This window comes from Burkholderia sp. BCC1208 (genome assembly GCF_902833095.1).
Taxonomy (GTDB): Bacteria; Pseudomonadota; Gammaproteobacteria; order Burkholderiales; family Burkholderiaceae; genus Burkholderia.
In genome coordinates, this window is sequence record NZ_CADFDY010000014.1 from 70,110 (window position 1) to 95,316 (window position 25,207).

Here is a 25,207-nt window from a genome sequence, read left to right on the forward strand (position 1 = left end):
AACATGATTCTCGGCGACACGATTCTGGAAACACGCGGACTGACGAAGGAATTCAGGGGCTTCACCGCCGTGAACGGCGTCAACCTGCGTGTGCGGCGCGGTGCGATCCATGCATTGATCGGGCCGAACGGCGCGGGCAAGACCACCTGTTTCAACCTCCTCACCAAATTTCTGACGCCCACGGCCGGCCAGATCGTCTTCAACGGCATCGACATCACCGACGAGCGGCCCGCGCAGGTCGCGCGGCGCGGCATCATCCGCTCGTTCCAGATCTCGGCCGTGTTCCCGCATCTGAGCGCGCTGCAGAACGTGCGCATCGGCCTGCAGCGGGCACTCGGCACCGAATTCCATTTCTGGCGCAGCGAACGCACGCTGAAGCGGCTCGACGATCGCGCGATGGACCTGCTCACGCAGGTCGGCCTCACCGATTTCGCGCACGTGCCCACCGTCGAGCTGGCCTACGGCCGCAAGCGCGCGCTCGAGATCGCGACGACGCTGGCGATGGAGCCCGAACTGATGCTGCTCGACGAGCCCACGCAGGGGATGGGCCACGAGGACGTCGACCGCGTGACCGCGCTGATCAAGAAGGTCGCGAGCGGCCGCACGATCCTGATGGTGGAACACAACATGAACGTGATCGCGGGGATCTCCGACACGATCACCGTCCTGCAACGCGGCGAGGTGCTGGCCGAAGGCTCGTATGCGGAAGTGTCGAAGAATCCGCTCGTGATCGAGGCCTACATGGGCAGTGCCGACGCGGCGCTCGCGGGGGCGCACGCATGAAGCACAGCGAACGGGAGGAACGCGAATTGAGCGGCGTCGAGAGCGGTACGCCTGCGCTGGAGATCACGGGCCTGGAGGCCTGGTACGGGGAATCCCACATATTGCACGGTGTCGACCTGACCGTGCATCGCGGCGAGGTCGTCACGCTGCTCGGCCGCAACGGCGCGGGCCGCACGACGACGCTGCGCGCGATCATGGGCCTCACGGGCCGCCGCAGCGGGTCGATCAAGGTCGCGGGCCACGAGACGATCGGCCTCGCGACGCACCGCATCGCGCATTACGGCATCGGCTACTGCCCGGAGGAGCGCGGGATCTTCTCGAGCCTGTCGTGCGAGGAGAACCTGATGCTGCCGCCGCTGATCGGGCCGCGCGAGCATGCGATGTCGCTCGACGAGATCTACGCGATGTTCCCGAACCTCGCGTCGCGCCGGCAGAGCCAGGGCACGCGGCTGTCCGGCGGCGAGCAGCAGATGCTCGCGGTCGCGCGGATCCTGCGCACCGGCGCGAACCTGCTGCTGCTCGACGAGATCTCCGAAGGCCTCGCGCCGGTGATCGTGCAGACGCTCGCACGGATGATCGTCGCGCTGAAGGCGCGCGGCTACACGATCGTGATGGTCGAACAGAATTTCCGCTTCGCCGCGCCGCTCGCCGACCGCTTCTACGTGATGGAGCACGGCAGCATCGTCGAGCATTTCCGCGCGTCCGAACTGGAAGGCAAGATGCCGACCCTGCACGACCTGCTCGGGGTGTGACGCCGCCCCGTTTCCCTTGCCGCTAGCCGTGGCGGCCCTCGAACAACCACAACGCATCAGAACAACAGGAGACGTCAATGAAAATGAAGACCCTCGCACAGGCCTGTCTCGCGCTCGCGACCGCCGCGTTCACCGCCGGCGCCGCCCACGCGGCGGATACCGTGAAGATCGGCTTCATCACCGACATGTCGGGGCTTTACGCGGATATCGACGGGCAGGGCGGTCTCGAGGCGATCCGCATGGCGGTCGCGGACTTCGGCGGCAAGGTGCTCGGCAAGCCGATCGAGGTCGTCTATGCCGATCACCAGAACAAGGCTGACATCGCCGCGTCGAAGGCGCGCGAATGGATGGACCGCGGCGGGCTGGACCTGCTGGTCGGCGGCACGAACTCGGCGACCGCGCTGTCGATGAACCAGGTCGCGGCCGAGAAGAAGAAGGTCTACATCAACATCGGCGCGGGCGCCGACACGCTGACCAACGAGCAGTGCACGCCGTACACGGTCCACTACGCGTACGACACGATGGCGCTCGCGAAGGGCACCGGTTCCGCGGTGGTGAAGCAGGGCGGCAAGACGTGGTTCTTCCTGACGGCCGACTACGCGTTCGGCAAGGCGCTCGAGAAGAACACCTCGGACGTCGTGAAGGCGAACGGCGGCCAGGTGCTCGGCGCGGTGCGTCACCCGCTATCCGCGTCGGATTTCTCGTCGTTCCTGCTGCAGGCGCAGGCGTCGAAGGCGCAGATTCTCGGCCTCGCGAACGCGGGCGGCGACACGATCAACTCGATCAAGGCCGCGAAGGAGTTCGGCATCACGAAGACGATGAAGCTCGCCGCGCTGCTGATGTTCATCGACGACGTGCACAGCCTCGGCCTCGAAACGACGCAGGGCCTCGTGCTGACCGACAGCTGGTACTGGAACCGCGACGCGGCGTCGCGCCAGTGGGCGCAGCGCTACTTCGGCAAGATGAAGAAGATGCCGTCGAGCCTGCAGGCGGCCGACTACTCGTCGGTGACGACCTACCTGAAGGCCGTGCAGGCTGCCGGTACGACTGACTCCGACAAGGTGATGGCCGAGCTGAAGAAGATCAAGATCAGCGACTTCTACGCGAAGGGCTATATCCGCCAGGACGGCAGCATGATCCACGACATGTACCTGATGGAAGTCAAGAAGCCCTCGGAATCGAAGGAGCCGTGGGACTACTACAAGGTGCTCGCGACGATTCCGGGCGAACAGGCGTTCGGCACCAAGCAGGAAACGCGCTGCGCGTTGTGGAAGTAAGCATCGCCTAGCGGCGCGCACGGGCGCGCCGCACGGTGGCGGCTGCAGCGATGTGCCCGCTGCGCCGCCCGCGTGCGCGATGCATGAACGTTGCGCACGCAATGAAACTCATTCTGACGGCTAAGTCGATGGAAATCTTTGGCATTCCGTTGCCGGCGATGCTGAGCCAGTTGCTGCTCGGGCTCGTCAACGGCTCGTTCTACGCGATCCTGAGCCTCGGGCTCGCGGTGATCTTCGGGCTGCTCAACGTAATCAACTTCGCGCACGGCGCATTGTTCATGCTGGGCGCGATGCTCGCGTGGATGGGCCTGTCGTATTTCGGGCTGCCGTACTGGGCGATGCTCGTGCTGGCGCCGGTGCTCGTCGGCGCGTTCGGAATCGCGATCGAACGCTCGATGCTGCGCTGGCTGTACAAGCTCGATCACCTGTACGGGCTGCTGCTCACGTTCGGCCTCACGCTGGTCGTCGAAGGCGTGTTCCGGTCGATCTACGGGTCGTCCGGCCAGCCGTACGACGTGCCGTCGCAGTTGTCCGGCGCGACCAACCTCGGCTTCATGTTCCTGCCGAACTATCGCGCGTGGGTCGTCGTCGCGTCGCTCGCGGTGTGCCTCGCGACGTGGTTCGTGATCGAGAAGACGCGCCTCGGCGCGTACCTGCGCGCGGGCACCGAGAACCCGAAGCTCGTCGAGGCGTTCGGCGTGAACGTGCCGATGATGATCACGCTCACCTACGGCTTCGGCGTCGCGCTCGCCGCTTTCGCTGGCGTGCTGGCCGCGCCCGTGATCCAGGTGTCGCCGCTGATGGGCCAGCCGATGATCATCACCGTGTTCGCGGTGGTCGTGATCGGCGGGATGGGCTCGATCCTCGGCTCGATCGTCACGGGCCTGCTGCTCGGCGTGATCGAGGGCTTCACGCGCGTGTTCTATCCCGAAGCGTCGGCCACCGTCGTGTTCGTGATCATGGCGATCGTGCTGCTGTTCCGCCCGGCGGGCCTCTTCGGCAAGGAAAAATGATGCAGAGAAAAGTGCTCTACGGCGTGCTGCTCGCCGCACTGCTCGCCGCGCCGTTCATCGGCGCGTATCCGGTGTTCGTGATGAAGGTGCTCACCTTCGCGCTGTTCGCGGCCGCGTTCAACCTGCTGATCGGCTATACGGGGCTGCTGTCGTTCGGCCATGCGATGTTCCTCGCGACCGCCGGCTATGCGACCGGCTATTCGATACAGACGCTCGGTTTCACGCCGGAGCTCGGCGTGCTGGTCGGCACCGTCGCCGCGACGCTGCTCGGGCTCGTCGTCGGGCTGTTCGCGATCCGCCGGCAAGGCATCTACTTCGCGATGATCACGCTCGCGTTCGCGCAGATGGTCTACTTCATCTATCTGCAGGCGCCGTTCACGCACGGCGAGGACGGCCTGCAGGGCGTGCCGCGCGGCCGCCTGTTCGGGCTGCTCGACCTGTCGAACGACGTCGCGCTGTACTACGTCGTGCTGGTGGTGGTCGTGGCCGCGTGCGCGTTCATCGTGCGGGTCGTCCATTCGCCGTTCGGCCAGGTGCTCGTCGCCATCAAGGAGAACGAAGCGCGCGCGATCTCGCTCGGCTACGACACCGATCGCTTCAAGCTGCTCGCGTTCATCCTGTCGGCCGGGCTCGCGGGGCTGGCCGGCTCGCTGAAGGTACTGGTGCTCGGCTTCGAGACGCTGTCGGACGCGTACTGGACGATGTCGGGCCTCGTCGTGCTGATGACGCTCGTCGGCGGGATGGGCACGCTGTTCGGGCCGCTCCTGGGTGCCGCGTTGATCGTGGCGCTCGAAGACCGGCTCGGCGACATCGGCGAATGGCTCGCGTCGACGACGGGCGTCGCGTGGTTTCATTCGCTCGGCGAATCGGCGACGATCGTTACCGGCCTGATCTTCATCGCATGCGTGCTGGCATTCCGGCGCGGCATCGTCGGCGAGATGGTCGCGCGGATCAAGCCGTTGAGAGCCTCGTCGTGAGCCGGCCGTGCGCGTCGCCGCGCGTTGATGCGAAGCACCATCCGGCACGCCCGGGAACGGCGTCGCAGCGGGTTGGCGCCGACGCCGCGCGGCACGCTGTTGCCCCATTTTCGTGCGGCGATGCACCATAGGGGTAAATGCTAAGTTGTCGTGGTGCTTAAGCCTCTTTAAGATTCACCTCAGTTCTGATGCACCGCGAAACGAATTTGCAGGTGGAGAACGAGGAGACAATCGAGGCACAAAGTGCCCGGACCCCAAAGCGCTGTTGGACGGAATCCAACAGCGCTTTTTCATTTGCGTGCACGGATTCCATCGATGGTGCATCGGCCCGCGTGACGGCCGCCTCCCGCGTTTGCGTTCGCACCGCGTCTTTCCGCGCTTCGCGCGTCCCCCCGTTTTCCCTTTCCCGCGATCCGTTCGCAGACGATGCGCAATCCTGCACAGGCGCTCCGGGCTTACCCGGTTGGCGTGCACGAAATGCGTCCGTTACACTCGGCTTTCGCCGACCGTGCGGTCGGGAAAATCGGTCGGCAGTTCTCCTACAAGCACAATGCAGAAGAGGGAGTACGGTTGGATGAGCAGCGCAGCGCGGTGGATCGGGGCAGGAGAGGCGGCGAGCGCCGTTCGTTCGTCATCGGATGCGCGATGGGTCGTCGCGGCATTCCCGAGCCGCTCCGCGGCCTGGATGCGCGTCCAGACGCCCGCGCGGATCGTTGCGCTCGCATCCGTATCTGCATCCTCCTCATGAGCGGCCGGTTTTCCGACGTTTCATCGTGCGCGTACTGGGCTGCACCGGCCCGGAATGGCGTGCGTTTCCGCCATCGTTGCGCACGCACCGATTTTCCGCGCGATCCCGCATTTATTCGCCTTCTTCATCCTGACGACATTGCTGCTGCGCATCGTGATGGCCGAATGACCGTTTCGGCCGGCATGCGGCGCATGGGTGCGGCGTTTCACGGGAAAACGAGCATGGGCGCGGATGATCTGGATAATTAAGATATTAACTTGTTTTGGGGACCGGGAGCCGCCCGAGCGACCCGTGGTTTTTTCGAGCAGCGTTTGGAGACAACGTAAATGAAGATGAATCGATGGATGGAGGCCCTGCTTGCCGCGGGCCTCATGTGTGCGGCGGCCACGGCGTCGGCGCAGGTCAAGATCGGCGTGACGCTGTCGGCCACCGGCCCGGCCGCCTCGCTCGGGATTCCGGAAAAGAACACGATCGCGCTGCTGCCGAAGGAAATCGCGGGCAAGAGCGTGCAGTACATCGTGCTCGACGACGCCTCCGACACGAGCCGCGCGGTGCAGAACGTGCGCAAGCTGATCGACGAGGACCACGTCGACGCGATCATCGGCTCCTCCGTCACGCCGAACTCGCTCGCGATGCTCGACCCCGTGTCGCAAGGCAAGACGCCGACGATCTCGCTTGCGGCGAGCGCGCAGATCATCGCGCCGATGGACGCGAAGCGCGCGTGGATGTTCAAGGTGCCGCAGAACGATCAGCTGATGGCCGACGCGATCGCCGGCTACATGGCGAAGCACGGCGTGAAGACGGTCGGCTTCATCGGCTTCGCCGATGCGTACGGCGACAGCTGGTACAAGACGTTCGACGCGGCGGCCGCGAAGAACGGGCTGAAGCTGGTGTCGAACGAGCGCTACAACCGGACCGACTCGTCGGTGATGGGGCAGGTGCTGAAGCTGCTGGGCTCGAACCCCGATGCGGTGCTGATCGCGGGCTCCGGCACGCCGGCGGCGCTGCCGGCCAAGACGCTGAAGGAGCGCGGCTACAAGGGCAAGGTGTACCAGACGCACGGCGTCGCGAACAACGATTTCCTGCGCGTGTGCGGCAAGGATTGCGAAGGCGAGATCCTGCCGGCCGGCCCCGTGCTCGTGACCGATCAATTGCCCGATTCGAATCCGGTGAAGAAGCCGGCGCTCGGCTACAAGGCCGCGTACGAGAAGGCCTACGGCGCGGGTTCGCTGTCGACGTTCGGCGGCCATGCGTGGGATGCGGGGCTGCTGCTGCAGAGGGCGATCCCGGAAGCGCTGAAGAAGGGCCAGCCGGGCACCGAGGCGTTCCGCGAAGCGCTGCGCGCGTCGCTCGAAAGCGTGAAGGATCTGCCCGTCTCGCACGGCGTGATCAACACGACGGCGACCGATCACAACGGCTTCGACACGCGTGCGCGCGTGATGGTGCAGATCGTCGACGGCAAGTGGAAGTTGCAGGCCGAGTAAGCATCACGTGAAACCGGCGTGCGCGGCGCGAACGGCGCCGCGTGTGCCGTCGGCAGGGTGGCGCGCCCCACGGGCCGCACCCGTGCCGCCTGGAACCACCGGGGGCCGCCGCATGGCGCGCGACGGGCCGATCGCTTCGCGCGCGCCCCGGGCGTTTTCGCCTTTCGTTTCTCCGCAGCATTCTCTCTCTCGATACACGAAACGTATGGATCTCTCGATTGCGGCGATCCTCGCGCAAGACGGCATCACGACCGGCGCCATTTATGCATTGTTGTCGCTGGCGCTCGTGCTGGTGTTTTCCGTCACGCGGGTGATCTTCATTCCCCAGGGCGAATTCGTCGCCTACGGTGTGCTGACGCTGGCCGCGTTGCAGGCGCAGAAATTCCCCGCCACCTGCTGGCTGCTGTTCGTGATGGGCATCGCGTGCTTCCTGCTGGAAGTCGGCGGCCTGATCCGCCATCGCGAACGCCGTCATCAGCTCGGCCGCACGCTCGCGACGCTGGCGAGCCGCTACGTGCTGCTGCCGCTCGCGGTATTCGCGGTCACGCGCGGCTTTGCCGCGCAGCCGTTGCCGATGCTCGCGCAGATCGCGCTGACACTCGCGATCGTCGTGCCGATGGGGCCGTTCGTCTACCGGCTCGTGTACCAGCCGATCGCCGAAGGCACGACGCTGCTGCTGCTGATCGTGTCGGTCGCCGTCCATTTCGCGATGGTCGGCCTCGGCCTCGTGATGTTCGGTGCGGAAGGCTCGCGCACCAACGGATTCTCGGACGCGTCGTTCGCGATCGGCAGCATGACGGTATCGGCCCAGAGCATCCTGGTCGTCGTCACGGCGCTCGTGCTGATCGGCGCGCTCTACGTGTACTTCGGCCGCACGATCGCCGGCAAGGCGCTGCGCGCGACGTCGGTGAATCGGCTCGGTGCGCGGCTCGTCGGCATCGGCACGACCGAAGCCGGACGGCTCGCGTTTACGCTCGCGGCAGGGCTCGGCGTGCTGTCGGGGATCCTCGTCGGCCCGCTGACGACGATCTACTACGACTCGGGTTTCCTGATCGGCCTGAAGGGCTTCGTCGGCGCGATCATCGGCGGGCTCGTCAGCTACCCGCTCGCGGCCGCCGGCTCGCTGCTGGTCGGCGTGCTCGAATCGTATTCGTCGTTCTGGGCGAGCGCATACAAGGAGGTGATCGTGTTCACGCTGATCATTCCGGTGCTGCTGTGGCGGAGCTTCGTGACGCCGCATGCGGAAGAGGAGTGACGCGATGAAGACGATGGTACGCAACAAGACCTTCTGGCTGTTTCTCGTGGTGCTGTTCGCGCTGCCGGTGCTGCCCGGCGCGCTGCAGGTGCCCGAGTACTGGATCACGCTGCTGAACTACATCGGCCTGTATGCGATCGTCGCGATCGGGCTCGTGCTGCTGACGGGCGTCGGCGGAATGACGAGCTTCGGGCAGGCCGCGTTCGTCGGCATCGGCGCGTATGCGACCGCGTTCCTGACGACGCGGTACGGCGTGTCGCCGTGGCTCGCGCTGATCGTCGGCGTCGTGCTGACGGCGCTCGTCGCGCTCATGCTCGGCGCCGTGACGATGCGGCTGTCCGGGCACTTTCTGCCGCTCGGCACGATCGCGTGGGGCCTCGCGCTGTTCTATCTGTTCGGCAACCTCGAACTGCTCGGCAAGTACGACGGGATCAACGGGATTCCGGTGCTGAACCTGTTCGGCATCCAGCTCGAAAGCGGCCGCAGCCTGTATTTCCTGATCTGGGCCGTGGTGCTGGCCGCGATCGTGTCGGTGCAGAACCTGCTCAACAGCCGGCCCGGCCGCGCGATCCGCGCGTTGCGCGGCGGCGGCGTGATGGCCGAGGCGATGGGCGTGAACACCGCGTGGATGCGCGTGGTGATCTTCGTCTATGCGGCCGTGCTCGCTGCCGTGTCCGGCTTCCTGTACGCGCACCTGCAACGTGCTGTGAACCCGACCCCGTTCGGCCTGAACCACGGGATCGAATTCCTGTTCATGGCGGTGGTGGGCGGCGTGTCGCACGTATGGGGCGCGGTGCTCGGCGCGGCGATTCTCACCGTGCTGCAGGACTATCTGCAGACGCTGCTGCCGAAGCTGCTCGGTTCGGAGGGCAACTTCGAGATCATCGTGTTCGGCGTACTGATGGTGCTGCTGCTGCAGTACGCGCGCCAGGGCGTCTGGCCGTTCGTCGCGAGACTGTTCCCGCGCGGGCCGCGCGCGCATGTGCCGGAGCAGGCCGATCCGCTGCCGCAGCGCGCGAAGCCCGTGGCCGGCGAGCCGCTGCTCGTGGTCGACACCGCGCGCAAGCAGTTCGGCGGGCTCGTGGCGGTCAACGACGTCAGCTTCGACGTGAAAGCGGGGCAGATCGTCGGGCTGATCGGCCCGAACGGCGCGGGCAAGTCGACCACGTTCAACCTCGTGACCGGCGTGCTGAAGCCGACCGGCGGTGCGATCACGTTTCGCGGCGAGCGCATCGACGGGCTGACGTCGCGTCAGATCGTCCGCCGCGGCATCGGTCGCACGTTCCAGCACGTGAAGCTGTTGCCGGCGATGACGGTGCTCGAGAACGTCGCGATTGGCGCGCATCTGCGCGGTCATACGGGCGTGTGGCGCAGCATCGCGCGGCTCAATGCGCACGAGGAAGCGCAGTTGCTGGCCGAAGCCGCGCGCCAGATCCGCCGCGTCGGGCTCGAGAAGCACATGTACGACGAAGCGGGCAGCCTCGCGCTCGGCCAGCAGCGGATTCTCGAAATCGCACGGGCGTTGTGCTGCGATCCGACGCTGCTGCTGCTCGACGAGCCGGCCGCCGGCCTGCGTTACCAGGAGAAGCAGCAACTCGCCGACCTGCTGCGGCGGCTGAAGGCCGAAGGCATGAGCGTGTTGCTCGTGGAACACGACATGGATTTCGTGATGAACCTCACCGACCGGCTGGTGGTGATGGAGTTCGGTACGCGGATCGCGGAAGGGCTGCCGCAGGATGTGCAGCAGGATCCGGCCGTGCTCGAAGCGTATCTGGGCGGGGTGGAGTGATGACGGACACGACGATGCCGATTCTCGAGGTACGCGGGCTGGCGGTGCGGTACGGGAAGGTGGAGGCGCTGCACGGTGCTGCCATCAAGGTCGGGGCGGGGCAGATCGTCAGCGTGATCGGCCCGAACGGGGCCGGTAAATCGACGCTGCTGAACGCGGTCATGGGCGCGCTGCCAATAACGGGGCACGCGTCGGGCGCGGTCGTGTATCGCGGCAACGATGTCGGCGCGTTGCCGGTCGAGCAGCGCGTCGCGCGCGGGATGTGCCTTGTACCGGAAAAGCGCGAGCTGTTCAGCACGATGACGGTCGAGGACAACCTCATATTGGGCGCATATCGGCGCAAGCAGGCAGGGGAAACGAACTTCCTCGATCAACTCGATCACGTGTTCGCGCTGTTTCCGCGACTGAAGGAGCGCCGTAGGCAGGCGGCCGGCACGCTGTCGGGCGGCGAGCGGCAAATGCTGGCGGTCGGTCGTGCGCTGATGGGCAAGCCCGACCTGCTGATGCTCGACGAGCCGAGCCTCGGGCTGGCGCCGCTGATCGTGAAGGAGATCTTTCATATCATCAGCGCGTTGCGCGGTACCGGCGTTGCGACGCTGCTGATCGAGCAGAATGCACGGGCGGCGCTGCAGATCTCCGACTACGGCTATGTGCTCGAGACGGGCGAGTTTGTACTGGAGGGGCCGGCGGCCGAGCTTGCGCAGAATCCGCGTGTAATCGAGACCTATCTTGGATTGGCGAAGAAGACGGCTTGATTGGTGGTGCGGTGGGTAGGAAACGGGCGGCGTGTTTCACGTGAAACACGCCGTTTTTGTTTGCGAGGTCGCGCGGGGGCTCGATGCATCGGCGTTTGGGGGTGGGGGATAAGTCGCTCCGGAATAGTCGGAGGTACTGTGCGGTGCCGCGCAGGCTTGTTCCACCGTCGGCGATGCGTCGCACTTCGGTGGACAAGTCGCGGGACTCCGGCCAGAAATGCTGTGTGGAGTTAGGGCACAGAGTTGTGGTGTCTGGAGTGCCGGTTGGGCACAGACATCGGTCAGATCAGGGATTCCACACATGCTGGCGTGACGATCAACCAGATTTTGCACAGGTGCGACGATGTGCGTAGACGTGCTCGCAGGTACCGCCGAAGCTGCCCGATACGGCAAATTCCCGTCTCCACAGCTAAAAAATCGCCGAAATGCACAGACCCTACCATTCGGACGGCCTTCGGGTGAAAAGCGAACCCGCTATAATTCGGCCCATACATTTCTCAGATAGGTTCGTGCGCAGCTCCGCGTACGGAATCCACCATGCTTTTTCCCACAGAATTTGACGTCATCGTCGTCGGCGGCGGTCATGCCGGCACGGAAGCCGCGCTGGCGTCCGCCCGTATGGGCGCAAAGACACTGCTGCTGACCCACAACATCGAAACGCTTGGGCAGATGAGCTGCAATCCGTCGATCGGCGGCATTGGCAAGGGCCATCTGGTCAAGGAAGTCGACGCGCTGGGCGGCGCAATGGCGGCCGCGACGGACGAAAGCGGTATTCAGTTCCGGATCCTCAATTCGTCGAAGGGTCCGGCCGTGCGCGCGACGCGTGCGCAGGCCGATCGGATCCTGTACAAGGCCGCGATCCGCCACCGGCTCGAAAATCAGCACAACTTGTGGCTGTTCCAGCAGGCCGTCGACGATCTGATGGTCGAAGGCGACCGCGTGGTGGGCGCCGTCACGCAGATCGGCATCCGCTTCCGCGCTCGCGCGGTGGTGCTGACGGCCGGTACGTTCCTCGATGGCAAGATCCACGTGGGCCTGAACAATTACACGGGCGGTCGCGCAGGCGATCCGGCGGCCGTGTCGCTGTCGTCGCGCCTGAAGGAGCTGAAGCTGCCGCAGGGCCGGCTGAAGACCGGTACGCCGCCGCGTATCGATGGCCGCACGATCGACTTCTCGAAGCTCGACGAGCAGCCGGGCGACTTCGATCCGATCCCCGTGTTCTCGTTCCTGGGCCGCGCGGAGCAGCATCCGCAGCAGCTGCCGTGCTGGGTCACGCACACGAACGAGCGCACGCACGACATCATTCGCGGCGGTCTCGATCGTTCGCCCATGTATACAGGCGTGATCGAAGGGGTGGGGCCGCGCTATTGCCCGTCGATCGAGGACAAGATCCACCGGTTCGCGTCGAAGGAATCGCACCAGATCTTCCTCGAGCCGGAAGGGCTGACGACCAACGAGTTCTATCCGAACGGGATCTCGACGAGCCTGCCGTTCGATGTCCAGCTCGAGCTCGTGCATTCGATGCGCGGCCTCGAGAACGCGCATATCCTGCGCCCCGGCTACGCGATCGAATACGACTATTTCGACCCGCGCGCGCTGAAGGCGTCGCTCGAGACGAAGGCAATCAACGGGCTGTTCTTTGCGGGCCAGATCAACGGCACGACCGGCTACGAGGAAGCGGCTGCGCAGGGTTTGTTGGCCGGCCTCAATGCGGGCCGCTACGTGCAAGAGAAGGATGCATGGTGCCCGCGTCGCGACCAGGCGTATCTGGGCGTGCTGGTCGACGATCTCGTCACGCGCGGCGTGGCCGAACCGTACCGGATGTTCACGAGCCGGGCCGAGTACCGCCTGAGCCTGCGCGAAGACAACGCCGACATGCGCCTGACCGAGGTCGGCCGCGAGCTTGGGTTGGTCGACGACGCGCGCTGGGACGCCTTCAGCCGGAAGCGCGACGCTGTTTCACGTGAAACCGAACGCCTGAAGTCGACGTGGGTTACGCCGAAGACGCTGCCGGCGGAAGAGGCGACAGCGCTGCTGGGGAAGGCGATCGATCACGAATACAGCCTCGCCGAGCTGCTGCGCCGCCCGGGTGTGGGCTACGACGGCGTGTGCGGGCTGAAGGGCGGCGAGTGCGGCCCTGCGGAGCCGCTGACGGACGATCCGGTGCTGCTGGAGCAGATCAAGGAGCAGGTCGAGATCGGCATCAAGTATCAGGGCTATATCGAACGTCAGGCATCCGAGATCGAGCGCAACGACGCGAACGAGAACACGCGCCTGCCGGACGGTATCGATTACCGCGAAGTCCGCGGGCTGTCATTCGAGGTGAGCCAGAAGCTCAACGAGTTCCGGCCGGAAACGATCGGGCAGGCATCGCGCATCTCGGGCGTCACGCCGGCGGCCATCTCGCTGCTCATGGTGCATCTGAAGCGTCGCGGCCTGGGCCGCCGTAACGGCACGGCCGCAGAGGCCGCGGAGCAGGGGGACGGCAGCGTCCCGACGCAACAATGACGGTGCGTCGCGCGCCGGCGGTTAATCGGGACGTACTGGAACAGATGCTCGTCGAAGGTACGGCGGCACTCGACCTCACGCTGACGGATACACAACGCAACCAACTGCTCGACTATGTTGCGCTGCTCGGCAAGTGGAACGCGGTCTACAACCTGACCGCGATCCGCGACCCGAAGCAGATGCTGATCCAGCACATCCTCGATTCGCTTTCCATCGTCCCGCATCTGCGCGGCCGTACGTCGGCGCGCGTGCTCGACGTCGGCTCGGGCGGCGGGCTGCCCGGTATCGTGCTGGCGATCGTCGAGCCGGGTTGGCAGGTCACGCTGAACGATATCGTGCAGAAGAAGTCTGCCTTCCAGACGCAGATGCGCGCGGAGCTGAAGCTCGCGAACCTGTCAGTCGTCACCGGGCGGGTCGAATCGCTGCAGCCGGGTGTCGAAGTGCCGGAAAAATTCGACATGATCGTATCCCGCGCTTTCGCTGACCTGTCCGACTTCGTTAAACTTGCTCGACATCTGGTTGCACCGGGCGGGTCGATCTGGGCGATGAAGGGCGTTCACCCGTATGACGAGATTGCGCGGTTGCCGGAAGGCAGCCGCGTGAAGCAGACGATCCGGCTGGCGGTGCCGATGCTCGATGCAGAGCGGCATCTGTTCGAAGTGGCCGTCGACGACGCGAATTGAAGGCGCGCAGTAGCGCGCCGTTTGTTTGAAGGTAAAGGGAACACACCAACGATGGCAAAGATCTTCTGCGTTGCGAACCAGAAGGGGGGCGTCGGCAAGACGACGACATCGGTCAATCTCGCCGCAAGCCTTGCAGCGCAGGAGCAACGAGTCCTGTTGATCGATCTCGACCCGCAGGGCAACGCGACGATGGGCAGCGGGATCGACAAGGCCGCGTGCGAAGCGACCGTGTATGAAGTGCTGATCGACGGCGTGTCGGTGACGGACGCACGTGTGCGTCCGGAAGGCGTGACTTACGACGTGCTTCCCGCGAACCGCGAGCTGTCCGGCGCCGAGATCGAACTGATCGGTATCGACAACCGCGAGCGCCGCCTGAAGGCCGCGCTCGAGCGCGTGGCCGACGACTACGATTTCGTGCTGATCGATTGCCCGCCGACGCTGTCGCTGCTGACGCTGAACGGGCTGTGCGCGGCGCATGGCGTCGTGATCCCGATGCAGTGCGAGTACTTCGCACTGGAAGGGCTGTCGGATCTCGTCAACACGATCAAGCAGGTTCACGCGAACATGAACCGCGACCTGAAGATCATCGGCTTGCTGCGCGTGATGTTCGATCCGCGCATCACGCTGCAGCAGCAAGTCTCCGATCAACTGAAAGCGCACTTCGGCGACAAGGTGTTCGACGCGGTGATTCCGCGCAACGTGCGCCTGGCGGAAGCGCCGAGTTACGGGTTGCCGGGCGTCGTGTTCGACCGCAATTCGCGCGGTGCGCAGGCGTATATCCAGTTCGGTGCCGAGATGATCGAGCGCGTGCGCGCGTTCGAGGTGTCGTGATCCGGACATGAGCGAAGCGAGGAAGAAAGACATGAACGCGGTACCAAAGAAGAAGGGCTTGGGACGTGGCCTCGAAGCGCTGCTCGGCGGCAGTGCCGATATCACCGAAGCGGTGAAGATCGAAGGCGCACCGAACACGCTCGCGCTCGGCAAGCTGCAAGCCGGCAAGTACCAGCCGCGCACGCGGATGGACGAGGGCAGCCTGCAGGAGCTCGCGGCAAGCATTCGCGCGCAGGGCGTGATGCAGCCGATCCTGGTACGGCCCATTTCATCAGACAAATACGAGATCATCGCGGGCGAACGGCGTTTCCGTGCCGCGCGTCTGGCCGGCCTCGATGAAGTGCCGGTGCTCGTGAAGGACGTATCCGATCAGGCTGCCGCCGCGATGGCGCTGATCGAGAACATCCAGCGCGAGGACCTGAACCCGCTTGAAGAGGCGCACGGTATCCAGCGCCTGCTCGACGAGTTCGGTTTCACGCACGAACAGGCCGCCGAATCGGTCGGCCGTTCGCGCAGCGCGGTGTCGAACCTGCTGCGCCTGCTGAACCTCGCGTCACCGGTGCAGACGATGCTGCTGGCCGGCGATCTCGACATGGGGCACGCGCGCGCGCTGCTCGCCGTCGATGCGGCCACGCAGATCACGCTCGCGCATCAGGTGGTCAACAAGCGCATGTCGGTGCGCGAGACCGAGAAGCTCGTCGCGCACACGACCAGGGAAGCGCCGGCCGTGAAGGCGCGTGCGAAGGACGATGGCGGCCGCGATACGCGTCGCCTTGAAGAGGAGTTGTCCGACCTGCTCGCGTCGACGGTGAAGATCAAGCTCGGCCGTCGCGGGCGAGGGCAGGTGCTGATCGACTTCGGCAATCTCGACGCGCTCGAGGGCATTCTCGCGCGACTGCGCGGCAACGTCGCGACCGAAGAGTAACGGGCAACCCATGGAACAGATGGGCACACCGGCGCCGCGCCGGTGGCTCGGCTGGCTTGCGCAGGAACCGGTGCTGTCGGTGCTCGCGCTTGGCCTGATCGTGCTGCAATGGGTGCGCCCGCAACCATTTTCGGTACTCGCCGATCGCGTCGACTGGCAGACGGTCGCGACGCTCGCGGGCCTGCTGATGCTGACCAAGGCGCTCGAGCTGTCCGGCTGCCTGATGTGGCTCGCGCATCGCATCGTGCATCACGTGCATTCCGAACGCGGGCTCGCGTTGCTGCTCGTCGGCTTCGCCGCGGTGTTGTCGATGTGGCTCACCAACGACGTCGCGCTGTTCGTGGTCGTGCCGTTGATGGTGTCGCTACGCGCGCTGACACCGCTGCCGTTCCGGCGGCTCGTGATCGTCGTTGCGCTGGCCGTCAATGCGGGGTCCGTCGCGACGCCGCTCGGCAATCCGCAGAATCTTTTCCTGTGGCAATTGAGCGGCGTGTCGTTCGGCCGCTTCGTGGTCACGCTCGGGCCGCTCGCCCTCGCGCTGATGGCGCTGCTGCTCGTGCTGACTGCGCTGATGTTTCGCGCGAAACCGCTCGACCTGTCCGGCGACGCTGCCGCCTTTCCCGTACAACGGTTGCATGCGCTGATCGCGGCGGTGCTGTTCGCCGCGTTCGTGCTGCTCGCGGATGCGCACCATCCGCTGCCGGGCCTCGTCGGTGTCGCGATCGTGCTGCTCGCCGTCAAACGCGACGCAGTCCTGAAGATCGACTGGCTGCTGCTGCTGATCTTCGTGCTGATGTTCGTCGTGTTGCGCAGTGCGGCTGCGCTGCCCGTCGTGCACGACGCGATCGCGCACGCGCAACTCGATTCGCCGCTGCGTGTCTATGCCGCCGGCGCCGTGCTGTCGCAGGCGATCAGCAACGTGCCGGCTGCGATCCTGCTGTCGGAGTTCACGCACGACTGGCGCGCGCTTGCATTCGGCGTATCGGTCGGCGGCTTCGGTTTTGCGATCGGTTCGCTCGCGAACCTGATCGCGGTGCGTCTCGCGAAGGAGCCGCGCATGTGGCTGCCGTTCCACCTCGTGTCGATTCCGTTCGCGCTGGTGAGCGCGGTGCTCGGCGCGTGGCTGCTCATGCACGGTTGAGCGAGGCCGGTGCGTGCGGCACAGGTGTGCCGTTCGGGTGACGAGCGGGGCGCACGGCGTTCGCGGCGATCAGGGCTGTTGATAAGTGCCGCAACCCACAGTCGAACATCTGTGGCGGCGCGACAACTGACTGGACGAATCGATGCGCGAACCTCCGGTCGAATCTCGCGGGTCGCGCGCGGTGGTCCGGGCGCGGTGTTCCGCTTGTTCCGCCGCGTCGCGCCGGGCCGTTCCCGACGGCTGCACTGCAGCGAATTCGCGGCGGCGGTCGCGCCGCTTCCTCCTGGTCCCCATCGGGCATCGCTTCCCGCCATGCTGCCCGTCGCCGGATTTGTTCGAGCAAGAACTACCGGTGCCCAATCTGACCTTACAACTGTCATCGTACGTCATCGAATCGCGTGTTTTTCCACATGATGACGTGTCGTTTTACGCCGGTTTTTATCACGTCTAAAGCCTTGAATCACTTGCAACTATCGCTTACAATCGCCCGGATTTGTTAGCTAGGCACCCCCGAAAGCTTTCGGAAAGTTTGGGGCGGATTGGGAATTTGCGGAAGGTTGCGATGGCGAGTCAGGAGCCGATCGAAGGTCACGACAAGCACAGCGCGCGCCGCACTCAACCGGTGGTCGACGGGCGGCATGCCGCCGACGACGAATGGGATGCCGAGCAGCAAGACAATACAATCGTTCCGCTTACGCGGGCAGAAGCGGAGACGCTGTTCGGCCCGGACGTGAGCCGACCCTCACGGGTCACGCCTTACCGGGTGGTGATCGCGCAAGTGGTCTTGTCCCTGGTTGCAACGCTGGCGTGGTGGCTGTTTTCCTCGAAGCCGCCGGGCGCCGCTGCGCAATCGGCATTCATGGGCGGAGCGATTGGCTGGCTGCCGAGCGCATTGTTCGCGGCGCGTTTGAGGCGAGGCGGTGCCGACACCGTGATGGGCTGGGTGGTCGGTGAAGTAGTCAAGATGGGTGCGACGATCGCGATGTTCGTGGCGATCGCCGTGTGGTATCCCGGTGTGCACTGGGTGCCCCTGCTGATTACGTACCTGCTCGTGCTGAAAACGTACTGGATAGCGCTGGCCTGGCGATAGGCTTTGAAGTCTTGCGCGGTTTGACCGGAACCTGCGCAGGCGCGTTCCCGCAATAGAGTGTTGCGGCGAAGCGGACGACCGATTTTCGACAATTTGGGTGGCACTAACGATATGGCAACCAGCGAAGGCTCGCGTGCTCTGGATCCGTCCGAGTACATTGCGCACCACTTGCAGAATTTCTCCACCGCGCATCAGACGTCGATTTTCGATATCCACGTCTGGAATCTCGACACGCTGTTCTGGTCGATCGTCTGCGGTCTCGCTACGATTCTGATCCTGTACATGGCTGCCCGCAAGGCAACGCCGGGCGTGCCGGGTCGCTTCCAGTGCGCGATCGAGATGATCGTCGAGATGGTGGAAGACCAGTCGAAGGCCGTCGTGCACGGCAATCGTACCTTCATCGCGCCGCTCGCGCTGACCGTGTTCATCTGGGTCGCGCTGATGAACTCCCTCGACTTCCTCCCCGTCGACCTGCCGGGCCGCATCATCGGCGCGCTCGGTCTGTCGGACGTGATTTCGCACCATCGCATCGTCCCGACGGCCGACCTCAACGGTACGCTCGGCATCGCGCTCGGCGTGTTCGTGCTGATGATCTACTACAGCATCAAGATCAAGGGCGCGGGCGGCTTCGTGCATGAGCTCGTGTCGGCTCCGTTCGGTGCGCATCCGCTGCTGTGGATCCCGAACCTCGGCCTGAACATCGTCGAATACGTCGCCAAGACCGTGTCGCTCGGCATGCGGCTGTTCGGCAACATGTACGCGGGCGAACTGCTGTTCCTGCTGATCGCGTTGCTGGGCAGCATGTGGGGCTTCGGCGCGGACGCGTCGGTGCTCGGCTTCATCGGCCACATCCTCGCGGGCAGCATCTGGGCGATCTTCCACATCCTGATCGTTTTGCTGCAGGCGTTCATTTTCATGATGCTCACGCTGGTGTATCTCGGTCAGGCACACGAGTCGCACTGAGCGGCGGGGCAATCAAGCAGGTTTGTTTTTAGTTTTTTTAATTCCAGTTCCAAGTCTTTTCACAAAGGAGTGATCATGCAAGCTTTCATCGCCAACATCCAGGGTCTGACCGCTATCGGTATCGGCATCATCATCGGCCTGGGTGCTATCGGCGCCTGTATCGGTATCGGCCTGATGGGTGGCAAGTACATCGAAGCATGCGCACGTCAGCCCGAGCTGATCAACCCGCTGCAAACGAAGATGTTCCTGCTGGCTGGCCTGATCGATGCGGCGTTCCTGATTGGCGTCGGCGTGGCAATGCTGTTTGCATTCGCGAACCCGCTCCTGTCGAAGCTCGCAGGCTAAGGTTCCTCGGAAGCATTGCGCCAGGCATCGCCGGCGCAGGGTGGAACGGATGACGAGCGCCAATCGAATTCAGTTTCGACGCGCTCCTCCTCGTTTCAATTTCCGGAATAGCAGATAAGGAAACACCGTGAATCTCAACGCAACCCTGTTTGCGCAAATGGTCGTGTTCCTGATCCTCGCGTGGTTCACGATGAAGTTCGTGTGGCCGCCGTTGATCAACGCCCTCGACGAGCGCTCGAAGAAAATTGCCGACGGCCTCTCGGCTGCGGAAAAGGGGCAGGCGGAACTCGTGGCGGCGCACAAGCGCGTCGAACAGGAACTCGTGCAGGCCCGCAACGACGGTCAACAACGCATTGCCGACGCTGAAAAGCGCGCGCAGGCCGTTGCCGACGAAATCAAGGCCCAGGCACACGCCGAAGCCGCCCGCATCATCGCGCAAGCGAAGGCGGACGCCGACCAGCAAATCGTGAAGGCGCGTGAAACGCTGCGCGGCGAAGTCGCCAGCCTGGCCGTCAAGGGCGCCGAGCAGATCCTGATGCGCGAAGTCGATCAAACGGCCCACGCCCAACTGCTGAATCAACTGAAAGCCGAGCTCTGATCATGGCCGAACTTGCAACCATCGCCCGCCCTTACGCTGAAGCGCTGTTCCGCGTGGCCGAGGCGGGTGACATCGCCGCCTGGTCCTCGCTCGTGCAAGAGCTGGCCCAGGTTGCGCGTCTGCCCGATGTGTTGTCCGTCGCGTCGAGCCCGAAGGTGACCCGTGCGCAAGTGGTGGAGCTGTTGCTCGCCACGCAGAAGTCGCCGCTCGCGGCAAGCGCCGAGGCGAAGAACTTCGTGCAGATGCTGGTCGACAATCATCGTATCGCGCTGCTGCCGGAAATCGCCACGCAGTTCGACGAGTTGAAAAATGCGCGTGAAGGCGCCGCCGATGCCACCATCGTCAGCGCGTATCCGCTGAACGGTACCGAGCTCGAAGGGCTCGTCTCCGGCCTCGAGCGCAAGTTCAAGCGCAAGCTGAAGCCGACGGTCCAAGTCGATTCGTCGCTGATCGGCGGCGTGCGCGTGACGGTCGGCGACGAAGTGCTCGACACCTCGGTTCGCGCGCGCCTTGCTTCGATGCAGGCCGCTCTGGCCGCCTGAGCGCCACGCCGGCACGCAACAGAATTGACTATCAGGAGCGAATAATGCAACTCAATCCCTCTGAGATCAGCGAGCTGATCAAGAGCCGGATCCAGGGCCTTGAAGCGAACGCGGACGTTCGCAACCAGGGCACCGTGATCTCCGTGACCGACGGTATCGTGCGTATCCACGGCCTGTCGGACGTGATGCAGGGCGAAATGCTCGAGTTTCCGGGCAACACGTTCGGCCTCGCGCTGAACCTCGAGCGCGACTCGGTCGGCGCGGTGATTCTCGGCGAATACGAACACATCTCGGAAGGCGACATCGTCAAGACGACGGGCCGCATTCTCGAAGTCCCGGTCGGCCCGGAACTCATCGGCCGCGTGGTCGATGCGCTCGGCAACCCGATCGACGGCAAGGGTCCCGTCAACGCGAAGCTGACCGACGCAATCGAAAAGATCGCGCCGGGCGTGATCTGGCGCAAGTCGGTGTCGCAGCCGGTGCAGACGGGCCTCAAGTCGATCGACGCGATGGTGCCGATCGGCCGTGGCCAGCGTGAGCTGATCATCGGCGACCGTCAGTGCGGCAAGACCGCGGTGGCGATCGACGCGATCATCAACCAGAAGGGCAAGGACCTCATCTGTATCTACGTCGCGATCGGCCAGAAGGCTTCGTCGATCATGAACGTGGTGCGCAAGCTCGAAGAAACGGGCGCGATGGAGTACACCATCGTGGTCGCCGCTTCGGCGTCGGATTCGGCCGCGATGCAGTACCTCGCACCGTATGCGGGCTGCACGATGGGCGAATACTTCCGCGATCGCGGCCAGGACGCGCTGATCATTTATGACGACTTGACCAAGCAGGCATGGGCATATCGCCAGATCTCGCTGCTGCTGCGCCGCCCGCCGGGCCGTGAAGCGTACCCGGGCGACGTGTTCTATCTGCACTCGCGTCTGCTCGAGCGTGCGGCTCGCGTGTCGGAAGACTACGTCGAGAAGTTCACGAACGGCGAAGTGAAGGGCAAGAGCGGTTCGCTGACGGCACTGCCGGTCATCGAAACGCAGGCAGGCGACGTGACGGCGTTCGTTCCGACGAACGTGATCTCGATTACCGACGGCCAGATCTTCCTGGAAACCGACCTGTTCAACGCAGGCATCCGCCCGGCAATCAACGCCGGCGTGTCGGTGTCGCGTGTCGGTGGCGCTGCGCAGACGAAGGTCGTCAAGAAGCTGTCGGGCGGTATCCGTACCGACCTCGCGCAGTACCGTGAGCTCGCCGCGTTCGCACAGTTCGCGTCTGACCTCGACGAAGCGACCCGCAAGCAGCTCGAGCGCGGCCGCCGCGTGACGGAACTGCTGAAGCAGCCGCAGTATCAGCCGCTGCAGGTGTGGGAGCTGGCCGTGTCGCTGTTCGCTGCGAACAATGGCTACCTCGACGACATCGACGTCAAGGACGTGCTGCCGTTCGAGAAGGGCATGCGCGAATTCCTGAAGACGAGCCACGCTGACCTCATCAAGCGCATCGAAGACAACAAGGACTTGTCGAAGGACGACGAAGGCGCGCTGCGCGCCGCGCTCGACGCCTTCAAGAAGTCCGGTGCCTATTGATCCGCGAGGGACACCTTGAAGCGGCGCGGGCCGCATAACGCGCCCGCGCCGCTTCGGTCAAGGAGCAAGCTATGGCTGGAATGAAGGAAATTCGCGGGAAGATCAAGAGCGTGCAAAACACGCGCAAGATCACGAAGGCGATGGAGATGGTGGCCGCATCGAAGATGCGCCGCGCGCAGGAACGCATGCGCGCTGCCCGCCCGTATGCGGAGAAGGTCCGCGCCATCGCCGCGCACATGGGCCGCGCGAACCCGGAGTACCGCCACCCGTTCATGGTGGCGAACGACGGCGCGAACACGGCCGGCATCATCCTCGTCACGACCGACAAGGGTCTGTGCGGCGGCTTGAACACGAACGTGCTGCGCGCCACGCTGCAGAAGTTCAAGGAGCTGGAAGAGAAGGGCCAGAAGGTCGAAGCCACCGCGATCGGCGGCAAGGGCCTCGGGTTCCTGAATCGTTTCGGCGCGAAGGTGATCTCGCAGGTCGTGCATCTCGGCGATACGCCGCATCTCGACAAGCTGATCGGCGCAGTGAAGACGCAACTCGATCAGTACTCGGAAGGCAAGCTGTCGGCTGTCTATATCGGGTACACGCGCTTCATCAACACGATGAAGCAGGAAGCGGTGATCGAACAGCTGTTGCCGCTGTCGTCGGATCGTCTCGAGGGCGACAGCGACACGCCGTCCACGGCGTGGGACTACATCTACGAACCGGATGCGCCCGCGGTGGTCGACGAACTGCTCGTGCGTTACGTCGAGGCGCTGGTGTACCAGGCCGTGGCGGAAAACATGGCGTCGGAACAATCGGCGCGAATGGTCGCGATGAAGGCTGCTTCGGACAACGCGAAGACGGTGATCAGCGAGCTGCAATTGGTTTACAACAAGAGCCGTCAGGCCGCGATCACGAAAGAACTGTCGGAGATCGTCGGCGGCGCTGCTGCTGTTTAAGCGCGCGCGGGAATTTGACGCTCGGGAAACTGCGCCTTTGCGCGAGTAAAGAATCAGGTATTTAAAGGAAAAGCGATGAGTACTGCTGCTTTGGTAGAAGGCAAGATCGTACAGTGCATCGGCGCCGTTATCGACGTGGAATTCCCGCGCGAAACCATGCCGAAGATCTACGACGCGCTGACGCTCGATGGCTCGGAACTGACGCTCGAAGTCCAGCAGCAGCTGGGCGACGGCGTGGTCCGCACCATCTGTCTGGGTGCATCCGACGGCCTGCGCCGCGGCCTGGTCGTGAAGAACACGGGCAAGCCGATCTCGGTGCCGGTCGGCAAGCCGACCCTCGGCCGGATCATGGACGTGCTCGGCCGTCCGATCGACGAGGCTGGCCCGATCGCCAGCGACGTGACGCGTTCGATCCACCAGAAGGCGCCGGCGTTCGACGAACTGTCGCCGTCGACCGAACTGCTCGAAACGGGCATCAAGGTCATCGACCTGATCTGCCCGTTCGCCAAGGGCGGCAAGGTCGGTCTGTTCGGTGGTGCAGGCGTGGGCAAGACCGTCAACATGATGGAGCTCATCAACAACATCGCGAAGGAGCACGGCGGTTACTCCGTGTTCGCGGGCGTGGGCGAGCGTACCCGTGAAGGGAACGACTTCTACCACGAAATGAAGGACTCGAACGTTCTCGACAAGGTCGCGCTCGTGTACGGCCAGATGAACGAGCCGCCGGGCAACCGTCTGCGCGTCGCGCTGACCGGCCTGACGATGGCCGAGCACTTCCGTGACGAAGGCCTCGACGTGCTGTTCTTCGTCGACAACATCTACCGTTTCACGCTGGCCGGTACCGAAGTGTCGGCACTGCTCGGCCGTATGCCGTCGGCAGTGGGCTATCAGCCGACGCTGGCTGAAGAAATGGGCAAGCTGCAAGAGCGCATTACGTCGACCAAGAAGGGCTCGATCACGTCGGTTCAGGCCGTGTACGTCCCTGCGGATGACTTGACCGACCCGTCGCCGGCCACCACCTTCGGCCACCTGGACGCAACCGTCGTTCTGTCGCGTGACATCGCTTCGCTGGGTATCTACCCGGCAGTCGATCCGCTCGACTCGACGTCGCGCCAGATCGACCCGAACGTGATCGGCGAAGAGCACTACTCGATCACGCGCGGCGTGCAGCAGACGCTGCAGCGCTACAAGGAACTGCGCGACATCATCGCGATTCTGGGCATGGACGAACTGTCGCCGGAAGACAAGCTGTCGGTCGCGCGCGCACGTAAGATCCAGCGTTTCCTGTCGCAGCCGTTCCACGTTGCAGAAGTGTTCACGGGCTCGCCGGGCAAGTACGTGCCGCTGAAGGAAACGATCCGTGGCTTCAAGATGATCGTCGAAGGCGAGTGCGACCACCTGCCGGAACAGGCGTTCTACATGGTCGGCACGATCGACGAAGCCTTCGAAAAGGCCAAGAAGATCCAGTAAGGGCTTGAGTGAGTCGCATGCTGACGCGTGTCGGCCGGGATGTCAGTCGTCGTTGACTGAGGTTCCGGCCGGCACGTGCCGGCCGCAACATGCTCAACCCGCCGTGCATGAGAGCGCCGCGGGCCGAGAGTAAGCGCTGAAGCGCCAACTCTCGCCAACCACGGCATGGGATCGGAGTAAGCGCCAAAGCGCCGACACCGATCGACAGGAGTCGATATGGCAACCATCAAAGTAGACGTCGTCAGCGCGGAAGAGCAGATCTTCTCGGGCGTGGCGAAATTCGTCGCGCTGCCGGGCGAAGCGGGTGAGCTGGGCATCCTGCCGGGCCACACGCCGCTGATCACGCGGATTCGTCCGGGTGCGGTGCGCATCGAAGTCGAGGGCGGCAACGACGAATTCGTGTTCGTCGCGGGCGGCATTCTCGAAGTGCAGCCGGGCGCCGTGACGGTGCTCGCCGATACCGCGATCCGCGGCAAGGATCTCGACTCGGCGAAGGCCGAGGAAGCGCGCAAGCGCGCCGAGGAAACGCTGCAGAACGCGAAGTCGGATCTCGACCTCGCGAAAGCGCAATCCGAGCTCGCGACCGCGATGGCGCAGCTCGAGGCGATCCAGCGTCTGGCGAAGATTCGCAGCCGGCACTGAGCCGCGCCGCGTATCCCGCGAAAGGAAGCAGCCTTCGGGCTGCTTTTTTTTCGTCTGCGGTTTTCGTTCGTCTTTTTGCGGGCCGGATCGTATCGTCCGGTCG

24 protein-coding genes are annotated in these 25,207 nt (G+C 64.4%); all 24 read left to right on the top strand.

Annotated features, from left to right (window positions below; translation table 11 throughout):
- Window positions 1-3: 3 nt before the first annotated feature.
- Entirely contained in the window at window positions 4-783 is a 780-nt protein-coding gene (locus tag HWX09_RS30795; RefSeq protein WP_027783147.1) for an ABC transporter ATP-binding protein, read from the top strand.
- Complete coding sequence (locus tag HWX09_RS30800) at window positions 780-1,535, top strand: ABC transporter ATP-binding protein (protein ID WP_027783148.1); 756 nt, start codon at window positions 780-782, stop codon at window positions 1,533-1,535. The genes HWX09_RS30795 and HWX09_RS30800 overlap by 4 nt, the downstream gene beginning before the upstream one ends.
- Window positions 1,536-1,612: 77 nt before the next feature.
- Window positions 1,613-2,812: an ABC transporter substrate-binding protein gene (locus HWX09_RS30805; RefSeq protein ID WP_027783149.1), complete on the top strand. Its 1,200-nt coding sequence runs from the start codon at window positions 1,613-1,615 to the stop codon at window positions 2,810-2,812.
- A gap of 128 nt (window positions 2,813-2,940) precedes the next feature.
- Entirely contained in the window at window positions 2,941-3,825 is an 885-nt protein-coding gene (locus tag HWX09_RS30810; protein WP_027783150.1) for a branched-chain amino acid ABC transporter permease, read from the top strand.
- Complete coding sequence (locus tag HWX09_RS30815) at window positions 3,825-4,802, top strand: branched-chain amino acid ABC transporter permease (protein WP_027783151.1); 978 nt, start codon at window positions 3,825-3,827, stop codon at window positions 4,800-4,802. Before HWX09_RS30810 ends, HWX09_RS30815 begins: the two co-directional genes overlap by 1 nt.
- 426 nt (window positions 4,803-5,228) lie before the next feature.
- The gene (locus HWX09_RS30820) at window positions 5,229-5,798 is read left to right on the top strand and encodes a hypothetical protein (protein ID WP_152777878.1); all 570 of its coding nucleotides are present in this window, start codon (window positions 5,229-5,231) and stop codon (window positions 5,796-5,798) included.
- Between the two features lie 78 nt (window positions 5,799-5,876).
- Window positions 5,877-7,034 (top strand): ABC transporter substrate-binding protein, encoded by a 1,158-nt coding sequence (locus HWX09_RS30825; protein ID WP_027783152.1) that lies wholly within the window; start codon window positions 5,877-5,879, stop codon window positions 7,032-7,034.
- 205 nt (window positions 7,035-7,239) lie between these two features.
- On the top strand, window positions 7,240-8,289 hold the full coding sequence (locus tag HWX09_RS30830) for a branched-chain amino acid ABC transporter permease (protein WP_027783153.1): 1,050 nt from the start codon (window positions 7,240-7,242) through the stop codon (window positions 8,287-8,289).
- 4 nt (window positions 8,290-8,293) lie between these two features.
- Window positions 8,294-10,078 (top strand): branched-chain amino acid ABC transporter ATP-binding protein/permease, encoded by a 1,785-nt coding sequence (locus HWX09_RS30835; protein WP_051421375.1) that lies wholly within the window; start codon window positions 8,294-8,296, stop codon window positions 10,076-10,078.
- On the top strand, window positions 10,078-10,833 hold the full coding sequence (locus HWX09_RS30840; protein WP_027783155.1) for an ABC transporter ATP-binding protein: 756 nt from the start codon (window positions 10,078-10,080) through the stop codon (window positions 10,831-10,833). Before HWX09_RS30835 ends, HWX09_RS30840 begins: the two co-directional genes overlap by 1 nt.
- 537 nt (window positions 10,834-11,370) lie before the next feature.
- Window positions 11,371-13,341, top strand: a complete 1,971-nt coding sequence (mnmG, locus tag HWX09_RS30845; RefSeq protein ID WP_027783156.1) for a tRNA uridine-5-carboxymethylaminomethyl(34) synthesis enzyme MnmG — start codon at window positions 11,371-11,373, stop codon at window positions 13,339-13,341.
- Window positions 13,338-14,024 carry a 16S rRNA (guanine(527)-N(7))-methyltransferase RsmG gene (gene rsmG, locus HWX09_RS30850; RefSeq protein ID WP_027783157.1) on the top strand — a complete coding sequence of 229 codons (687 nt, stop codon included), beginning with the start codon at window positions 13,338-13,340 and terminating at the stop codon, window positions 14,022-14,024. Before mnmG ends, rsmG begins: the two co-directional genes overlap by 4 nt.
- Window positions 14,025-14,075: 51 nt before the next feature.
- Window positions 14,076-14,855, top strand: coding sequence for an AAA family ATPase (locus HWX09_RS30855; protein WP_027783158.1), 780 nt, complete (start codon window positions 14,076-14,078; stop codon window positions 14,853-14,855).
- A 31-nt stretch (window positions 14,856-14,886) separates the two neighbouring features.
- Window positions 14,887-15,780, top strand: a complete 894-nt coding sequence (locus tag HWX09_RS30860; RefSeq protein WP_027783159.1) for a ParB/RepB/Spo0J family partition protein — start codon at window positions 14,887-14,889, stop codon at window positions 15,778-15,780.
- Between the two features lie 10 nt (window positions 15,781-15,790).
- The gene (locus tag HWX09_RS30865; protein WP_027783160.1) at window positions 15,791-16,921 is read left to right on the top strand and encodes an SLC13 family permease; all 1,131 of its coding nucleotides are present in this window, start codon (window positions 15,791-15,793) and stop codon (window positions 16,919-16,921) included.
- Between the two features lie 562 nt (window positions 16,922-17,483).
- Window positions 17,484-18,011, top strand: a complete 528-nt coding sequence (locus HWX09_RS30870; RefSeq protein ID WP_027783161.1) for an ATP synthase subunit I — start codon at window positions 17,484-17,486, stop codon at window positions 18,009-18,011.
- A gap of 111 nt (window positions 18,012-18,122) precedes the next feature.
- A complete protein-coding gene (gene atpB / locus HWX09_RS30875) occupies window positions 18,123-18,974 on the top strand; it encodes a F0F1 ATP synthase subunit A (protein ID WP_027783162.1) in 852 nt (283 codons plus the stop codon).
- A gap of 75 nt (window positions 18,975-19,049) precedes the next feature.
- The gene (gene atpE, locus HWX09_RS30880) at window positions 19,050-19,319 is read left to right on the top strand and encodes a F0F1 ATP synthase subunit C (protein WP_025990054.1); all 270 of its coding nucleotides are present in this window, start codon (window positions 19,050-19,052) and stop codon (window positions 19,317-19,319) included.
- A gap of 127 nt (window positions 19,320-19,446) precedes the next feature.
- Window positions 19,447-19,917: a F0F1 ATP synthase subunit B gene (locus HWX09_RS30885; protein ID WP_027783163.1), complete on the top strand. Its 471-nt coding sequence runs from the start codon at window positions 19,447-19,449 to the stop codon at window positions 19,915-19,917.
- 2 nt (window positions 19,918-19,919) lie between these two features.
- Window positions 19,920-20,459 (top strand): F0F1 ATP synthase subunit delta, encoded by a 540-nt coding sequence (locus HWX09_RS30890; RefSeq protein ID WP_027783164.1) that lies wholly within the window; start codon window positions 19,920-19,922, stop codon window positions 20,457-20,459.
- Between the two features lie 44 nt (window positions 20,460-20,503).
- The gene (atpA, locus tag HWX09_RS30895; protein ID WP_027783165.1) at window positions 20,504-22,045 is read left to right on the top strand and encodes a F0F1 ATP synthase subunit alpha; all 1,542 of its coding nucleotides are present in this window, start codon (window positions 20,504-20,506) and stop codon (window positions 22,043-22,045) included.
- 71 nt (window positions 22,046-22,116) lie between these two features.
- Window positions 22,117-22,992, top strand: a complete 876-nt coding sequence (gene atpG, locus HWX09_RS30900; protein WP_027783166.1) for a F0F1 ATP synthase subunit gamma — start codon at window positions 22,117-22,119, stop codon at window positions 22,990-22,992.
- A 75-nt stretch (window positions 22,993-23,067) separates the two neighbouring features.
- Window positions 23,068-24,462, top strand: a complete 1,395-nt coding sequence (gene atpD, locus HWX09_RS30905) for a F0F1 ATP synthase subunit beta (protein WP_027783167.1) — start codon at window positions 23,068-23,070, stop codon at window positions 24,460-24,462.
- Window positions 24,463-24,678: 216 nt separating this feature from the next.
- The gene (locus tag HWX09_RS30910) at window positions 24,679-25,104 is read left to right on the top strand and encodes a F0F1 ATP synthase subunit epsilon (protein ID WP_027783168.1); all 426 of its coding nucleotides are present in this window, start codon (window positions 24,679-24,681) and stop codon (window positions 25,102-25,104) included.
- Window positions 25,105-25,207 lie beyond the last annotated feature (103 nt).

Coding starts and splice junctions, on each gene's coding strand:
- atpD (WP_027783167.1), top strand. CDS start 23,068: ATGAGTACTGCTGCTTTGGTAGAAGGCAAGATCGTACAGTGCATCGGC.
- mnmG (WP_027783156.1), top strand. CDS start 11,371: ATGCTTTTTCCCACAGAATTTGACGTCATCGTCGTCGGCGGCGGTCAT.
- HWX09_RS30860 (WP_027783159.1), top strand. CDS start 14,887: ATGAACGCGGTACCAAAGAAGAAGGGCTTGGGACGTGGCCTCGAAGCG.
- HWX09_RS30800 (WP_027783148.1), top strand. CDS start 780: ATGAAGCACAGCGAACGGGAGGAACGCGAATTGAGCGGCGTCGAGAGC.
- HWX09_RS30840 (WP_027783155.1), top strand. CDS start 10,078: ATGACGGACACGACGATGCCGATTCTCGAGGTACGCGGGCTGGCGGTG.
- HWX09_RS30855 (WP_027783158.1), top strand. CDS start 14,076: ATGGCAAAGATCTTCTGCGTTGCGAACCAGAAGGGGGGCGTCGGCAAG.
- HWX09_RS30910 (WP_027783168.1), top strand. CDS start 24,679: ATGGCAACCATCAAAGTAGACGTCGTCAGCGCGGAAGAGCAGATCTTC.
- HWX09_RS30830 (WP_027783153.1), top strand. CDS start 7,240: ATGGATCTCTCGATTGCGGCGATCCTCGCGCAAGACGGCATCACGACC.
- HWX09_RS30795 (WP_027783147.1), top strand. CDS start 4: ATGATTCTCGGCGACACGATTCTGGAAACACGCGGACTGACGAAGGAA.
- atpG (WP_027783166.1), top strand. CDS start 22,117: ATGGCTGGAATGAAGGAAATTCGCGGGAAGATCAAGAGCGTGCAAAAC.
- HWX09_RS30820 (WP_152777878.1), top strand. CDS start 5,229: ATGCGCAATCCTGCACAGGCGCTCCGGGCTTACCCGGTTGGCGTGCAC.
- atpB (WP_027783162.1), top strand. CDS start 18,123: ATGGCAACCAGCGAAGGCTCGCGTGCTCTGGATCCGTCCGAGTACATT.
- HWX09_RS30870 (WP_027783161.1), top strand. CDS start 17,484: ATGGCGAGTCAGGAGCCGATCGAAGGTCACGACAAGCACAGCGCGCGC.
- HWX09_RS30835 (WP_051421375.1), top strand. CDS start 8,294: ATGAAGACGATGGTACGCAACAAGACCTTCTGGCTGTTTCTCGTGGTG.
- HWX09_RS30890 (WP_027783164.1), top strand. CDS start 19,920: ATGGCCGAACTTGCAACCATCGCCCGCCCTTACGCTGAAGCGCTGTTC.
- atpA (WP_027783165.1), top strand. CDS start 20,504: ATGCAACTCAATCCCTCTGAGATCAGCGAGCTGATCAAGAGCCGGATC.
- HWX09_RS30865 (WP_027783160.1), top strand. CDS start 15,791: ATGGAACAGATGGGCACACCGGCGCCGCGCCGGTGGCTCGGCTGGCTT.
- HWX09_RS30805 (WP_027783149.1), top strand. CDS start 1,613: ATGAAAATGAAGACCCTCGCACAGGCCTGTCTCGCGCTCGCGACCGCC.
- HWX09_RS30810 (WP_027783150.1), top strand. CDS start 2,941: ATGGAAATCTTTGGCATTCCGTTGCCGGCGATGCTGAGCCAGTTGCTG.
- rsmG (WP_027783157.1), top strand. CDS start 13,338: ATGACGGTGCGTCGCGCGCCGGCGGTTAATCGGGACGTACTGGAACAG.
- atpE (WP_025990054.1), top strand. CDS start 19,050: ATGCAAGCTTTCATCGCCAACATCCAGGGTCTGACCGCTATCGGTATC.
- HWX09_RS30815 (WP_027783151.1), top strand. CDS start 3,825: ATGCAGAGAAAAGTGCTCTACGGCGTGCTGCTCGCCGCACTGCTCGCC.
- HWX09_RS30825 (WP_027783152.1), top strand. CDS start 5,877: ATGAAGATGAATCGATGGATGGAGGCCCTGCTTGCCGCGGGCCTCATG.